At 68.2% G+C, this 15543-nt stretch carries 11 protein-coding genes and 1 other RNA gene; 10 read left to right on the top strand and 2 right to left on the bottom strand.

All coding sequences use genetic code 11. The features are described from left to right. Positions 1–11 precede the first annotated feature (11 nt). Complete coding sequence (locus tag BQ9890_RS08035; protein WP_075890686.1) at positions 12–2768, bottom strand: PEP/pyruvate-binding domain-containing protein; 2757 nt, start codon at positions 2766–2768, stop codon at positions 12–14. A 99-nt stretch (positions 2769–2867) separates the two neighbouring features. Further along, positions 2868–4208 (bottom strand): NADP-specific glutamate dehydrogenase, encoded by a 1341-nt coding sequence (gdhA, locus tag BQ9890_RS08030; RefSeq protein ID WP_407638911.1) that lies wholly within the window; start codon positions 4206–4208, stop codon positions 2868–2870. Between the two features lie 173 nt (positions 4209–4381). Here gdhA and BQ9890_RS08025 point away from each other — a divergent pair, with 173 nt between their 5' ends. The 10 genes from BQ9890_RS08025 (at position 4382) to BQ9890_RS07980 (ending at position 15436) form a co-directional block, all read left to right on the top strand. Continuing rightward, positions 4382–4933, top strand: a complete 552-nt coding sequence (locus BQ9890_RS08025) for a hypothetical protein (protein ID WP_143226285.1) — start codon at positions 4382–4384, stop codon at positions 4931–4933. A 329-nt stretch (positions 4934–5262) separates the two neighbouring features. Further along, entirely contained in the window at positions 5263–6381 is a 1119-nt protein-coding gene (gene prfB, locus BQ9890_RS08020) for a peptide chain release factor 2 (RefSeq protein ID WP_075890679.1), read from the top strand. Positions 6382–6517: 136 nt separating this feature from the next. Further along, the gene (gene ftsE, locus BQ9890_RS08015) at positions 6518–7207 is read left to right on the top strand and encodes a cell division ATP-binding protein FtsE (RefSeq protein WP_075890677.1); all 690 of its coding nucleotides are present in this window, start codon (positions 6518–6520) and stop codon (positions 7205–7207) included. Between the two features lie 4 nt (positions 7208–7211). Next, positions 7212–8126, top strand: a complete 915-nt coding sequence (ftsX, locus tag BQ9890_RS08010; protein WP_075890675.1) for a permease-like cell division protein FtsX — start codon at positions 7212–7214, stop codon at positions 8124–8126. 12 nt (positions 8127–8138) lie between these two features. After that, complete coding sequence (locus BQ9890_RS08005) at positions 8139–9422, top strand: peptidoglycan DD-metalloendopeptidase family protein (protein ID WP_143226284.1); 1284 nt, start codon at positions 8139–8141, stop codon at positions 9420–9422. Positions 9423–9528: 106 nt separating this feature from the next. Beyond that, the gene (gene smpB, locus BQ9890_RS08000) at positions 9529–10056 is read left to right on the top strand and encodes an SsrA-binding protein SmpB (protein ID WP_075890672.1); all 528 of its coding nucleotides are present in this window, start codon (positions 9529–9531) and stop codon (positions 10054–10056) included. Between the two features lie 433 nt (positions 10057–10489). Further along, positions 10490–10865, top strand: a transfer-messenger RNA (tmRNA) gene (ssrA, locus tag BQ9890_RS07995). A 181-nt stretch (positions 10866–11046) separates the two neighbouring features. After that, the gene (locus tag BQ9890_RS07990) at positions 11047–12237 is read left to right on the top strand and encodes a tyrosine-type recombinase/integrase (RefSeq protein ID WP_075890670.1); all 1191 of its coding nucleotides are present in this window, start codon (positions 11047–11049) and stop codon (positions 12235–12237) included. 550 nt (positions 12238–12787) lie between these two features. Then, positions 12788–12994: a helix-turn-helix domain-containing protein gene (locus tag BQ9890_RS07985; RefSeq protein WP_075890668.1), complete on the top strand. Its 207-nt coding sequence runs from the start codon at positions 12788–12790 to the stop codon at positions 12992–12994. A gap of 312 nt (positions 12995–13306) precedes the next feature. Continuing rightward, positions 13307–15436 (top strand): bifunctional DNA primase/polymerase, encoded by a 2130-nt coding sequence (locus BQ9890_RS07980; protein WP_075890666.1) that lies wholly within the window; start codon positions 13307–13309, stop codon positions 15434–15436. Positions 15437–15543 lie beyond the last annotated feature (107 nt).

The raw sequence follows: 15543 nt of genomic DNA, 5'->3' as shown, positions 1-15543 counted from the left end.
CCGGACCGGGCTCAGGAACACACCAGGCGCTGGGTGACGACATCCGCGCGCAGCTCCAGGTCCTCGAAGGCCGCGACGTGGACGACCCCTGCCAGGGGCGCTGCCTCCGGAACCAGCTCGGCCAGCACATTGGGACGCTCCAGGACCAGTTGCGGGTTGAACACCGTACCGGGTGCGTCGTCCATGACGGCGACGTAGAAGATGCCGGTCTCGACCAGGTCCTGGAAGAAGTGACTGCCCCAGGACAACTCGGGGTGGAAGTCGCCCGGCGCGTGGGTCAGTTCCCCCAGCACCGTGGCGCCCGAGATCTCGGCGAAGGTCACCGGCACCCCCAGTCCCGGGGTGGTCGTCCCCCAGCGCCCGGGTCCCAGGTACATGACGTGGCGCCCGGCCAACTCGCGGTTGAGGTCACCGACCCGGCGCGCCACCTCGTGGCGGTCCTGCGTGCCCAGGCCCAGGTAGGCGTCGGGGCGGACCAGCACCACGTGGTCGAGCTCCAGGCGCACATTGCCACCCATGAAACCGCCCCGGGTGGCGAGCAGGCACTGCGCGGGGTCCTCCGGCTCGACCACCTCGACGGCCCGTCCGGGTCCCCGCGTCTGCAGTGGACGGCACTGCAGGAGGTTCACCCGCCAGCCCCGCGGGGTGACGTTCAGTGTGAACTCGATGTCGACGGGGTAGTCGTAGGCACCCTGGAGTGCCGCGAGGACATCCCGCATCCAGGGGGCGAAGTCCGTGTCCGCCAGCAGCCCGTGGAAGTCCACGATCCGCGGCGCGGCGCTCGCGGGTCGCCCGAGTTCCTCCAGACGTCGCACGGCTGCGCGATCGGTGCTGAGGAAGAGGGACCACGTTTCCTCTGCGGCCCCGTCGGCAGTCCCGTCGGCAATCCCACCGGCAGCTCCGTCGGCAGTCCCACCGGCAGCTCCGTCGGCAATCCAGCCGGCAGATTCTTCCAGCTGCCGGTCCGCGCGACTGCCCCCCACCCCGCCCGGACGACCCCCCGACCCCGCGGCGTGACCTCTGCCCCGGCCCGGCCCACCCGTGGGCACGCCCCGACCGGTCGGTCGGTCCCCCTCCACGACCTGTGCCACGGGCACGGCGATGCGCTCGTCGGTGGGCAGGGAGAGCACGTCCATGCGTCTCTGCGAGAAGCGTGCCGCGTCGCCCTCGTCCGTGAGCCCGAGGGAGAGGGGGGCGCCCAGCGCGACGATGCGGGCGTAGTCCTTGCGCGTGCGGTCCACGGCCCGCGTGCCGAGCCCGACCACCATGCGCAGCATGCCGGCATCGGCGTCGATCTCGGGGGACCAGACGTAGAGGTTGGCGGAGTTCCCGACGCCCGCGGCGTGGGGGAAGAAGAGGTCGCCGTGGTGGTCCCCGGAGACCCGCTGGACCAGCAGTGCCATCTGCTCGTCACGGAACTCCAGGCCCCGCTGGCGCCGGTAGGCGAGGGCCTCGGGTGACATGGAGGAGGCGTAGACCGTGCGCACCGCGTCCTCCAGCGCGCGGTGACGCTCCTCGGGGGAACCCTGGTTGACGAGGAACACCGACTCGTACTTGCCGGCGAAGGCGTTGCCGTAGTCGTCCTCCAGCAGGGAGGAGGAGCGCACGATGAAGGGGGACTGCCCGAAGTGGTCCAGCACCCGCCAGAAGTCCTCGCGCACCGAGGGCGGGAACTTGCCCCGCGCCAGGCGCTCACGCAGCCGCGCGCCCGCCTCCATGAAGGACTCCGGCTCCTTCTGCTGCATGCGCAGGCGCCACCAGCCGTTGGAGACGACGTAGGTGTAGAAGTGGTCGGAGCCGACGTAGAAGGAGTCGTGGGCCTCCAGGTTCGCCCGGAAGCGATCCGCCCCGTCATGGTCGAGGATCGCGCGGGCCAACAGCATGCCCACGCTCTTGCCCCCGATGCGCCCGGTGCCGACCAGTCGGTGGGCGACGCCCAGCAGGTCCCCCAGGGTGAAGTGGCGTCGGCACAGCTCCACCAGTCGGCCCCCGCGCCCGACCATGACCTCCAGCAGCAGGTCACGGGCAGCCCGTCGGGCCTCCTCGTCCCCCTCCACGAGGGCTGTGCGGGCGTCCTCGACCAGGTCGGCCCAGTGGTCGGTGAGCTCCACGCGTCCGCCCAGGGTGGCGAAGAGACGCGCCGACTCCTCCGAGGAGGTCACGGGCTCCACCTCGTCGCCGTCGAGGCGGTGGGGGAAGAACATCGTGGGGGAGTAGCGCGCCCAGACCTTCAGCGGGTGGACGTAGAGCTGGTCGTCGATGCGGTGGAGCTCCAGGAGCAACTGGGTGGTCTCGCGCACCCCCGCGATGGTGGTGGCCGAGTGGCGCCGCCGCAGGAGGCAGAAGTAGGCGACCGTGTCCAGGTCGTAGAGGTAGGGACAGGTGACGGTGAAGAAGTTCATCACCATCAGGTCGGAGTGCCAGATGTCCAGCAGGTCGCTCAGGCAGTCGAACACGTAGTACGCGAAGGTGCCGGACTGCCCGATGAGCTGGTGGATCCGCGTGGTGAAGAGCTCGAACCCGGCGGTGGCGTCGACCTCGTGGACCACGACCCCGGGGAGATCGGGCAGCAGTGGGGGCGCGGTGGAGAAACGGATGTAGTGGACCTCGCGCCCGACCTCGAGGGCCCGCCGGACGTAGGGCAGCGTGACCTCGGTGAAGTCGCCGGTGGCGTCCACCTGCCACACGACGTTGTCCCCCAGGCGCAGCCGGTCGATGGTGCGGTCGAGGCCCGGGATCCCGGTGCTCGCGGTGTTGTGCGCTTCCATCGGCCGGCTCCCTCCAGGGTGGGTGGGGCGCATCGACGAGGGCGGCCCGTGCTGCCTGGGCCCGCGCCGCAGGGACCCCGCTACCGGGACCCGTCCTGCTCAGATGACGCCCATCGCCACCATCGCGTCGGCGACCTTGATGTAGCCGGCCAGGTTCGCACCGGCCACGTAGTCGCCGGGGACCCCGTACTCGTCGGCGGTGGCGAGGCAGCGGTGGTGGATGTCATCCATGATGCCCTCCAGACGCTGCTCCGTGTAGTCGAAGGTCCACGAGTCGCGGGAGGCGTTCTGCTGCATCTCCAGGGCGGAGGTCGCCACGCCACCGGCGTTGGAGGCCTTGCCGGGGGCGAAGAGGACGCCCGCCTCGCGCAGGGTGTCAGTCGCGGTGGGGGTCGTGGGCATGTTCGCGCCCTCGGCCACCAGCTCCACACCGTTGGCGATGAGCGTCTTCGCCGCCGACTCGCCCAACTCGTTCTGCGTCGCACAGGGCAGGGCCAGCTGGCAGGGGACGTCCCAGATGGAGCCGCCCTCGATGTAGCGCGCGGAGGATCCGCGTTCCTCGGCGTAGTCGGAGACGCGCCCGCGCCGGATCTCCTTGATGTCGCGCAGGAGCTCGAAGTCCAACCCGGACTCCTCCACGACGTAGCCGGAGGAGTCGGAGCAGGCCACGACCGTGGCGCCGAGCTGCTGGGCCTTCTGGATGGCGTAGAGGGCCACGTTGCCGGAACCGGAGACGACCACACGTTTGCCGGCGATCTCCTGGCCGGCTGCCTTGAGCATCTCCTCCACGAAGAAGACCAGGCCGTAGCCGGTGGCCTCGGTGCGGACCCGGGACCCGCCCCAGGTGAGCCCCTTGCCGGTGAGGACCCCGGAGTCGTAGCGGTTCTGGATGCGTTTGAACTGTCCGAAGAGGTAGCCGATCTCGCGTCCGCCCACACCGATGTCACCTGCGGGCACATCCGTGGTGGGACCGATGTGGCGCTGGAGCTCGGTCATGAAGGACTGGCAGAAGCGCATGACCTCCCCCTCCGACTTGCCCTTCGGGTCGAAGTCGGAGCCTCCCTTGCCGCCGCCGATGGGCATGCCGGTCAGGGAGTTCTTGAAGACCTGCTCGAAACCGAGGAACTTGATGATGGAGAGGTTCACGGAGGGGTGGAAGCGCAGCCCGCCCTTGTAGGGGCCCAGTGCCGAGTTGAACTCGACGCGGAAGCCGCGGTTCACCTGGACGACGCCCTCGTCATCGACCCAGGGCACCCGGAAGATGATCTGGCGCTCGGGTTCGCACATGCGCTGCAGGACGGACCACTGCGCATAGGCGGGTTTGCGTCCCGTCAGGGGCTCCAGGCTGAGGAGGACCTCGTAGACGGCCTGGAGGAATTCGGATTCTCCCGCATTGCGTGACAGCACAGCCATGTACTGGGGTCGCAGGGAGTCGGACAGTCGTTCGATCTCGAGAGTGGCCACAGTGGGATTGTGTCATCCGGGCGGCGCCTTCGTGGACGAACGTCCGGGATCCGGTGGAAGGGACGCGGGGAAGAGGGCGGGCGTCCGGCGCCGGTCGTGGTCGACGTCGGACAATGGGTCCCGGACGGATCGTGGAGGAGGAGTCGGACATGGCGTCGATCACGGGAATCAGTGAGTGGCACCGCGGTGGCGTACCCGGTGCGGAGGCAGGTCCGGGGGCTCCGTGGGCGGTCGTCATCCCCGGGATGGGGTACACCGCCGTGCACCCACTGCTGTTCTGGGCCTCCACCGCCCTGGTCCAGGACGGGTGGAGGGTCCTCACCGTGCAGTGGGACACCACGGGCATCGAACTCCCGCAGGACCTGGACGCAGGGGCCGCCCTCGTCGAGGACGCCTGGTCGGCAGCGCGGACGCACATCCCGGGAGGGCGCGCCCCCGACCTGCTGGTGGGCAAGTCGCTCGGCACCCTCGCGGCGGGGAGTGCATTGGCGGCCGGTGCGGACGTCGTCGCGCTGACGCCCCTGCTCGCCCAGGGACATGCCCCGACGCTACCCGCGGGTTCCGGCCGGTCGGCGGGTGCTGGCGGTCGGGGGGACGGCGGACACGCTCTGGGACGCGGACGCCGCGCGGGAGCTGGGCGACGCCGTGGTCGAGGTGCCCGGTGGCGACCACTCCCTGCAGCTGCGCGGCCACTGGCGTGAGTCCCTGCGCACCGTGGAACGGGTCACCGGAGCCGTCCAGGAGTTCGCCGCCGCGCGCCGTGTGTGAGGGTGCCGGACGTCGGTCCGGCGGGCGGGCCGAGGCCGGATCCGGGGCGTCCTGCAGTGGGGGTCGTCTTCACGGCCGTCCTGGGCCCGTGGAGCCCCCCGAGTGCCGGTGAGATCGACAGTGGACGCCACCGGGGGCGTGTCGACCGCACGCAACCGTCGGGGACGTCCGCCTGGTCCGCGGTGGTGCCCACGGCATGCGGGTCGCGGGGCGGACCCGGCCCCCGGAGTTCCCCGGCCGGGGCATCGACTAGGCTGGGCAGGTGGCCACTGAGTTCCCTGAAGAGATCCAATCACTGCGCACGACGATGGAGAACATCCTCGCCGTGACGCAGCCCGACGTCCTGCGCACCCAGATCGAGGAGTTGTCGAAGAAGGCCGCTGCCCCTGACCTGTGGGACGACCCCGCCAGCGCCCAGGAGGTCACCTCCGAGCTCAGCCACACCCAGTCCGAGCTGGAGCGGGTCACCAAGATGTCGGAGCGCATCGACGACCTCGGTGCCATGGTCGAGATGGCCGGGGAGGACCCGGAGGAGTCCGCCGAGATCCTCGCCGAGGCCGAGGTGGACTTGGTCAAGCTCAAGGAGGACCTCTCCGACCTGGAGATCCGCACCCTCCTGGACGGCGAGTACGACGAGCGCAATGCCGTCGTCACCATCCGCTCCGGGGCCGGTGGCGTGGACGCGGCGGACTTCGCGGAGATGCTCATGCGCATGTACCTGCGCTGGGCCGAGCGCCACGGGTACTCCACGAAGGTGCTCGACACGTCCTACGCGGAGGAGGCGGGCATCAAGTCCGCGACCTTCGAGGTCCAGGCGCCCTATGCCTACGGCACGCTCTCGGTCGAGGCCGGCACGCACCGCCTGGTGCGTATCAGCCCCTTCGACAACCAGGGCCGTCGCCAGACCTCCTTCGCCGCGGTCGAGGTCATCCCGCTCATCGAGTCGACCGACCATGTCGACGTCCCCGACACCGACATCAAGATCGACGTCTTCCGTTCCTCCGGCCCCGGGGGCCAGTCGGTCAACACGACCGACTCCGCCGTGCGCATCACCCACCTCCCGACGGGGATCGTGGTGTCCATGCAGGACGAGAAGTCCCAGATCCAGAACCGCGCGGCCGCCATGCGCGTCCTCCAGTCCCGCCTGCTGGTCCTCCAGCACGAGCAGGAGCAGGCGAAGAAGAAGGAACTCGCCGGGGACGTCAAGGCCTCCTGGGGTGACCAGATGCGCTCCTACGTGCTCCAGCCGTACCAGATGGTCAAGGACCTGCGCACCGAGTACGAGTCCGGCAACCCGCAGTCCGTCTTCGACGGCGACATCGACGGTTTCATCAACGCTGGCATCCGCTGGCGCAAGAACCAGCAGCACGCCGCCCAGTGATGCACCACCGCCGGGTCTGACCGGCGGGTCCCGGGGCGAACCTGTGGGGGAGCTGGTGGCGGCGTGTCGCGCGCTGCGCGCCGGAGGCAGCGCACCTACTCTGGCCACTGACCCCTTCCCCGACAGAGACGGCCCCATGATTCGCTTCGACCACGTGACGAAGGTGTACGCCCCTGGCGCACGCCCGGCACTTGACGACGTCTCCCTGGAGGTGGAGCGGGAGGAGTTCGTCTTCCTCGTCGGCAAGTCCGGATCGGGCAAGTCCACCTTCCTCCAGCTCGTCCTCCGCGAGATCACCCCCACCTCCGGACATGCCTGGGTGCTCGGGTTGGACACCGGGAAGCTCTCGCGCTGGGCGGTGCCCAAGCTGCGCCGCCAGATCGGGACCGTCTTCCAGGACTTCCGCCTGCTTCCGTCGAAGTCCGTCTACGAGAACGTGGCACTGGCCATGCAGGTGATCGGCAGACCGCGCCACGCCATCCAGACGGCAGTTCCCGACGTGTTGGACCTGGTGGGCCTCTCCGGCAAGGAGAAGCGTCTGCCCCATGAGCTCTCCGGCGGTGAGGAACAGCGAGTCGCCATTGCACGCGCCATGGTCAACCGCCCCAAGCTGCTGCTGGCCGACGAGCCCACCGGCAACCTCGATCCCGACACGAGTCTGGGCATCATGCGCCTCCTGGACCGCATCAACCGCACCGGTACCACGGTGGTCATGGCCACCCACGACGCCGACATCGTCAACCAGATGCGCAAGCGCGTCATCGAACTGCAGGACGGCGCCGTCATCCGTGACCAGTCACGCGGCGTCTACGGGGCGGTGAGGTGAGGTCATGAAGCTGCGTTTCATCCTCTCCGAGGTCGGCAAGGGCCTGACCCGCAACCGCGCCATGTCGGTGGCCGTCGTCATCGTCACCTTCGTGTCTCTCCTGTTCGTGGGCGTCGCGGGTCTGGCCCAGATGCAGGTCGGGCGCATGAAGAGCGAGTGGTACGACAAGATCGAGGTCTCGATCTACATGTGTGCCACCGACGACGAGACCCCGTCCTGCAACGGGGACGAGGCCACGGACGACCAGATCGCCGCCGTGCGCGAGAAGCTGAACTCCGAGGAGCTCAAGCCCTACGTCAAGGAGGTCTACGAGGAGTCCAAGGAAGAGGCGTACGAGAACTTCCAGAAGCTCTTCGGTGACTCCCCGTTGGGCCAGTGGACCACCGCCGACATGCTGCAGGTCTCCTTCCGCGTGAAGCTGGTCAACCCCGAGCAGTACTCGATCATCAAGGAGGAGTTCACCGGGACGCCGGGTGTCTCGGTCGTCAAGGACCAGCGTGAGCTGGTGGAGCCACTGTTCCAGGTCATCGACAAGGCGAAGATGCTCTCCCTGGGTCTGGCGGCCGTCATGACCATCGCCGCCATCCTGCTGATCACCACCACCATCCGACTGTCGGCCATGAGCCGTGAGCAGGAGACGTCGATCATGCGTCTGGTGGGTGCCTCGACCCTGTTCATCCAGGCCCCGTTCATGATCGAGGGCGCGATCGCCGCCCTCATCGGTGCCGGACTGGCGGTGGGTGCCCTCTTCGCGGGCGTCCACTTCCTGGTGGACGGCTGGCTCGCCCAGGCCTTCCAGTGGACCAGCTTCATCGGAATGCGCGAGGTGTGGATCATGACGCCCCTGCTGGTGCTGGCAGCCCTCGTGCTGTCCCTGGTGGCATCCGGGTTCTCCCTGGCGAAGTACACGAAGGTCTGAGGAGGGCGCGACGTGGGCAGGCTGTGGGTGAAGGCGGGAGGGCGCTCCCGGGGACGAGGGCGACGTCGCTCCGTTGCCGGCATGGTCGCGTGTGCGCTGCTGCTCTGCGTCCCACTGGCCGCCAATGCCGACGACCGCGACGACGCCGCGGCACGCCAGAAGGAGTCGGCGCAACGGGTCGAGGAGCTGAAGTCCAACCTGGAGGGAATCGACTCGACCCTGGCGGCCGTCTACCTGGAACTCGACTCGCTCAAGACGAAGATCCCGGTGGCGCAGTCGGAGCTGGACACCGCCACGACGAAGTTCGAGGCGGCCTCGCGCCAGCACCAGGTGGCCCTCGACCAGTTGGAGTCCGCCGAGGCGGAACGCGACAGGTTGGAGACCGAGATCTCCCAGGCGAAGGAGGACCAGCGCAAGGCCTCCGATGCCATTGCGGGCCTCGCACGGGAGATGTACCGCGGCGACACGACCTCCCCGCTGGTCCTGGCCATGACCTCGCAGAGCACGCAGGAGATCGGTGACCGTGCCTCCGCGGCGGAGTCGCTGGCGCGGACCCAGAACCGGACCATGGACGAGGCACGCGCCTCCCAGGTGGTCGAGCGCAACAAGGCGGAGCGCCAGAAGGCGGTCACGACCCGCATCTCCTCCCTGGAGGAGAAGGCGAAGCAGGCGGAGGACGAGGCGGCCGAGGCGAAGTCCACCGCGGAGTCGAAGGTCGCCGAGCTCTCGGAGCTCAAGACCCAGGCGGACGCCAAGGCCAAGGAGTGGGACTCGAAGAAGGCACAGGCCCAGAAGCAGTTGGGCGCCTGGCAGGCGGAGCTGGACGCGACGACCGCCAAGCTGGCGAAGATCGATGCGGAGAACCGCTCGAGCGGCCGTGTCTACGTGACGGGCGGCGGCATGTTCACCAGCCCCCTCCCGGTGGCCCTCCAGGTCACCTCGTCCTACGGATGGCGCTACCACCCCGTCCTCGGAGTCAACAAGCTGCACAACGGGACGGACTTCGCTGCTGCGTGTGGGACACCCACCTATGCGATCGCCCCCGGGGTGGTCTCCGCGGTGACGAACGAGGTGGCGGGCGGCAACGTCGTCTACGTGAACCACGGCATGATCAACGGTCACTCCTGGGTCAGCGCCCACGTCCACCTCCAGGAGATCGACGTCTCTGTGGGCCAGCGGGTCGACCGGACCACGGTGGTCGGCAAGGTCGGTGCCACGGGGTACGCCACCGGCTGCCACCTGCACCTGTCACTCATGGAGGACGGCGCCACCGTTGACCCGATGGGCTACCTGTAGGAGAATCGACAAGTTGTGCCCTCGCCCCGCTTCCGCCCGGAGGCAGTGACCCGGGGGCGCGGGGGGCGAGGGACGCCCTCGTCGACACCCCGGGAGGAGGGACACGATGCCCAAGGAATGGAAGCAGCCCAAGGAGACCGCGGCCGAGAAGCGCAAGGCCGCCTCCGATGCCAGGAAGACGATCGCGCGCAACAAGAAGGCGCTGCACGACTACGCGGTGGAGGAGCGGTGGGAGGCGGGCCTGGTCCTCTCCGGCACTGAGGTCAAGGCCCTGAGGATGGGACGCGCATCCCTGGTCGATGCCTGGGTCGAGGCCAAGGACGGGGAGGCGTGGCTCTACGGGGCGAACATCCCCATGTATGCCCAGGGCTCCTGGAACAACCACACGCCCACCCGCAAGCGCAAGCTGCTGCTGCACGCCTCGGAGATCCGCCGCATGGAGCAGAAGGCGATGTCGAAGGGGTACACGATCGTGCCCCTGGAGCTCTACTTCCTGGGTGGGCGCGCCAAGGTCGAGGTGGCCCTGGCCCGCGGCAAGCAGGAGTGGGACAAGCGTCAGACCCTGCGTGAGGCCCAGGACAGGCGTGAGGCCGAGCGAGCCATGCGGCGCTACACCAAGCAGGCGCGGCACTGAGGGATCCGGTGGTCCTGTCCGGACGCTCCGCCGGGTCCGTGATCGATGTGCCCGGGGACAGGGCTCACCGCGTCCCGACAGTTCGTCCTTCTCACTCGACCCGCCCGCACAGGAGCGTCTGACCGGAGGCGTCGGTCCGCGGAGTTCGATTGGCGACGAGGGTGCTGCGTCGGGCGGCATGGTCCGTGCCGAGAGGTGGGTTTCTCACCGAGAGGTGGCGGTACAGGGCCTCCGTTCGGTGAGAAGTCCACCGTTCGACGAGGAGAGCCGTCGGACCCGCGTGGCCGTCCGGACCGGGGTCATCCGTCGGACAGGGGTTCGATTCCCCCCATCTCCACGCCGGTACGTGGCCCATTGCCCCGCGTGCTCGAGGCGGGTATCATGGGATGTCCACCAGCGGGTGACCGGTGGTGGTGGGTTGAAGAACTCAATAGGGGATGATCGGTTTCGACGGCGGTCGTCGATCGAGGGGAAGCGGGTCGAGGACGCGCGCTCAGCTCGTGAACGATGCGTGCAAACCAATAGGTGCCGAACAGAATCGCACCGACTACGTTCTTGCTGCCTGACAGCAGTCTGAACCTTTAGTCCGTCAGCCCGGGTGGTGCTCCCAGCCCGGATCCTGGCGTCATTCAGGGAGCCACTGGTTGTCGACCTCGTCAGCGGGTCGACTTCGACACTCAGTTGACTGAGCCCATCCGGCAGGCATGTCTGCATGACGTCGGGGGCCGAGAAATAGCTTGCAGACTGTGCCCGGAGAAGACCTCGGGGCCGGCCGTCGGACGGGGGTTCGATTCCCCCCATCTCCACAACGGGTGACCCCGGAGCCGCATGGTTCCGGGGTTTTCCTTGGAATCATGCGGTTTGAGGACCTCGCGGCGCGCCTCACTAGTGCCCTCTAGAGGACTCTAGTACCCTCTACTTTAGGAATAGAGTAGGAATCGCGTCAAGCAGCATTCCTAAAGCGTGTCGCACCGGGGGCAGGAGGCGGACATGACAGTCCCGGCCAGGCGCAAGAAGAGGACCATCGAACGCGGCATCAGCGAATGGCAGGGCGGCTACCGCGTGCGCCTCACCGTCAACGGCCGCCAGTACTTCATCGGCCAGTTCGACGCCCTCACCGACGCGCGCACGGCCCTGGCCATCGCCAAGGGCCAAAGAGCTGCAGGCACGTTCGTTCCCCCGGTCGAAGTGCGGCGCCGCGCTCGAGCTGCAGTGAAGGAGCGGGAAGTCGAGGACGTCACCGTGAGGGAGTGGGCCGACAAGTGGCTTGCCCTCCCCGTCCAGTCGGGTCGGCGCAAGGGACAGCCGGTCTCCCCCTCAACCAGGCGCACCCGAAGGTCCTCTCTCGGCGCCCACGTCCTCGACACCCTCGGAGACCTCCGCTTGGGAGACGTGACACCAGAGCAGATTGCAGCCGTCCTCGGAGGCATTGACGCTCCTTCCGCTCGACGAAACACCGCGCTCGCCCTGCGCGCCATGTTCAATGCCGCGGTCCGCCACCATGCAGGTGGACTCACCGCATCTCCCTTCCATGAGGAAGTGGGGGACCACCAGAGATCCGACAAGACCGGTCGCTTCGAGATGATCACCCCCGCCACCGTGCGCGCACTGACGGCCGCCATGCCCGAATGGTTGGCCCTCGTGGTTCCCCTGGCCACATGGTGTGACATGCGCAAGGGCGAGATCCTCGGCCTCCAACGCCGCGACTTCGCCCACCTGGAGAACACCACCAAGGCCACAGTCACCGTCGACCGCCAGTGGATGGCCAAGGCATCCCCGTCGCGCTATGGGCCTCCGAAGGCCGGGAGCAGGCGCACCGTGGCGATCCCCGCGAGCATGGTCCCAGCGGTCATCGCCCATCTGGACAAGTTCGTGGGCCCTGGCCCGGAGTCTCCGGTGTTCCCCTCGCCGCGGATCCCGACTCAGCCGACCGCGCCGAACACCATCGACCTCGCATGGTGGAGAGCCCGCAAGGACCTGGCACCTGGCCTCAGGTTCCACGACCTCCGCGCGGTGGGCCTCACCGAGTACGCCCGGGCCGGGGCCACGACAGCGGACATCATGGCCCGAGGCGGGCACAAGGACGTGGAGGTGGCCATGCGCTACCAGCGGGCGAGCGCCGAACGCGATCGGGACATCACCGACCGCCTCAACGACATCATCGGGAGTGAGGACTCATGACAGCGGCACGACTCCATCAGATAGAGATCTGGTGCGATGGAACCGACACGCATCCTCACGGGCCGGGCAGGATCGCGACCTATGGCTTGTTTGACGAAGGCGAACGAGAAGTGTGGTCACCCATGTCTCTATTCCATCAGCAACAACGTGACGCCGATGGGCTTCCATCCGAAGAAGCCTCTCCTGCGACTGATCTGTTGGTTGGAGACGACCTTCGCTCGGTTGTGGGAGGGTCGAGGCGGGGACGCAAGGTGGGCGGGAGAGGGGTGCTTCCTGAGGAGGCACGCTCACGGCTCCACCTCGATTGCAGGAAGTGTGGGAGCCCCGTGCCTGTCCGCTGGGAGAACTTGGTGTGGGCACTCGACACTCTTCGAGATGCTGGGCGGGGCTACGTGACTCTAGGTGAGTTGCGTGTACTCTTGGGAGCGAAGCGTCGCATCGGCGGCGTCTGATCTTCCTCGCGTAGATCCACGGGACCGGGTGTCACCGCCACGCAGCAACTCGCCCCATCGGGTGGTCAGTTCGACCATGCCCGAAGGGGTGTTTTCAGTTGCATCCGCTTATCACGATCCAGCAAGCCGCCGAGCTGCTGCAGTGCAAGCCGGTCACCATTCGACGGATGATCTCCCGTGGTTGTCTCAAGGCGTACCGGTTCCCCGGGTCTCGGCTGATCCGTGTTGATCCGCGTGACCTCGACCGCATCAAGCGCCCCGTCACCAACGTTGCTGACCTCGTGGGTGCTGGTGATGCCGCGTGACCAACCCACACACGAAGGTGGCCCCCCACCGCCCGTGGGGAGCCACCCAGGAAGAATCCCGTCCAGGAACCGCATCCGCCACCAGTCTACCGGGCAGCACCCCCACGAGCACGGCACGCATAATCAACGTGCGACACGGCCAAGACGGCGTCCGCACCCTCACCGTCGCCTGCCCCTACTGCGGTCGACGACACCGGCACGGCTGGCCCCCAGAGGACAAGACGCCCGGGATCCGTCTCTCACACTGCAGGCCCACCCGCCGGCATCCCGAGCTGGCCGCGCGCCCCTACCTCATCGAGGAGGGGACGGCCCATGTCTGAGATCCTCGACCACGCTCTCGCAGCCGCCCACAGGGGGTGGAGCGTGTTCCCCCTGCAGCAGGCCGGTAAGACACCCCTGCCCGGGTTCAGGTGGACCCGTGACGCCAGTACCGACCCGGACCAGATCCGACAGTGGTTCTCGGACGCGGACCTGAACATGGGGGTCGCGTGCGGGCCCTCGGGACTCCTCGTCGTGGATGAGGACCATCCAGGCGACCTGGACCGCTGGTGCAAGGACCAGGGCGTCACCTTGCCCGCGAGTTTCACCGTGGCCACCGCTCACGGCCGTCACCTCTACTTCAACCGTGGGGGCCTCGACCTGGGCAACCACACGCCCTTCAAGGAGGACGGGTACGGCATCGACGTGCGCGGCGCAGGTGGCTACGTCGTGGGCCCCGGCAGCGTGCACCCCACGGGCGTCATCTACACGCCCACCGACACCTCTCCGGCCGCGCCCCTGCCCCAGTCCCTCGTCGCCTACCTGCAGGCCCCCAGGACCCGCACAGCGCCACCCCCACAGGTCCCTACTGCTCCCGGGGGACGACCCGGGGACGACTTCGAGCAGCGCGCCACGTGGGCAGAGATCCTCCAGCCCCACGGCTGGCAGGTCCACCACACGGACGGGCGGGAGACGTACTGGACGAGGCCCGGCAAGGACGACCGGGAGGGGTGGTCCGCGTCGACGGGGCGCGCCGAGGACCGCGACAGGCTCTGGGTGTTCTCCACCTCCACCCCATTCCAGGCGGAGACCCCGTACACGAAGCTCGGCGCGTTCGCGGTCCTCAACTTCAACGGCGACCACCGTGCCGCCGCCCGCGACCTCCGGGCCCGCGGCTACGGTGCTCCCGACCCCGTCATCGACCTCACGCCACACCTGGCCACCGTCACCACCCTGGAGCCCCACACGGGCCAAGAACGGCACGAGGAGGACGAGGGCACGTCGTGGGCGCCCATACCGCTGGAGGACGTCGTTCGGGGCCTCCTCGACGGCACGCGCCACGCACCCACCCCCACCATCGGCACTGTCCGCAATGGGAGCGCCCTGTTCTACCCCGGCTGCGTCAACGGCGTGGCCGGCGACTCCGGGTGCGGCAAGACCTGGACCGCGCTCACCGTGTGCGCCGAGGAAATCAGCCAAGGACACCACGTCGCCTACTTCGACCTGGAGGACACCCCCGAAGGCATCATCGGGCGCCTCCTCGACATGGGCACCGACCCGCAGGCGATCATCCGAGGCTTCCACTACGCGCGCCCACACGACCACTTCGACGTGTTCGCCCGTGAAGCGGTCACCGCCATGATCCGTGAGCACGGCATCACCCTCGTCATCATCGACTCCACCGGCGAGGCCCTGTCCCTGCAGGGAGCGGACCCCAACGCCGACGAGCAGGTCGCAGGCTGGTTCCGGCAGATGCCGACCTACATCGCGAACCAGGGCCCAGCCGTCGTCCTCCTCGACCACGTCACCAAGAGCGACCCGGACGGCATGTGGCCGATCGGCTCACAACGCAAGCGGGCCGCCATCAACGGCGTGCAGTACATGCAGCGGGCCGTTTCACCGTTCGCACGAGGCAAGGACGGGAGGGCGGTCCTCAAGGTCGCCAAGGACCGCCACGGCCACTACCCGCCCTCCGCGAAGGCAGCAGAGCTCACCGTGAGCACCGTGGGAGACGGCGTGCGGGTCCAGCTGGAGGCGCCTGAGAAGGTGGTGAATGAGGCGGGTGAGTTCAGGCCCACCGTTCTCATGGAGAAGGTCTCCCGCGCACTGGAGGCCGAGCAGCCGTTGACTGGACGACAGATCCGCGAGGAGATCGGGAGCAGCCGCCAGAACGCAGACCTTGCCATCAAAGCCCTCGTCCGAGAAGGACACGTGACGACGGCGGCGGGCCCGAGGCGAAGCCTCCTCCACACGCTGGTGCGTCCCTTCCGAGTAAGTGACTGTTCCCGGGAACACTCAACCGATCCTGACATGCCCGTGGGGAGTGTGAGTGTTCCCCGTCTTAAGGACGGGGAACACAGGAACACTCAATCCCCCCTCACGACTGTTCCCCGCGGGAACACTCGGGAACACTCGGGAACACTCAACCCTGATCCACCGTTTGTGGGGGTGGGGGTGGTGTGAGGCGAGCGGGATGGGGTTGTGGTGGTGTGTTTGTGCTGGTGTGAGGGTGTTCGGGTTCCGGGGTGTGGTGGGGTCTCCGACCACTGGTGTCGGCTTGTCCTGGGGTT

This window comes from Actinomyces provencensis, from assembly GCF_900155435.1.
GTDB lineage: Bacteria > Actinomycetota > Actinomycetes > Actinomycetales > Actinomycetaceae > Pauljensenia > Pauljensenia provencensis.
This window is presented reverse-complemented; position numbering and strand designations above follow the sequence as displayed.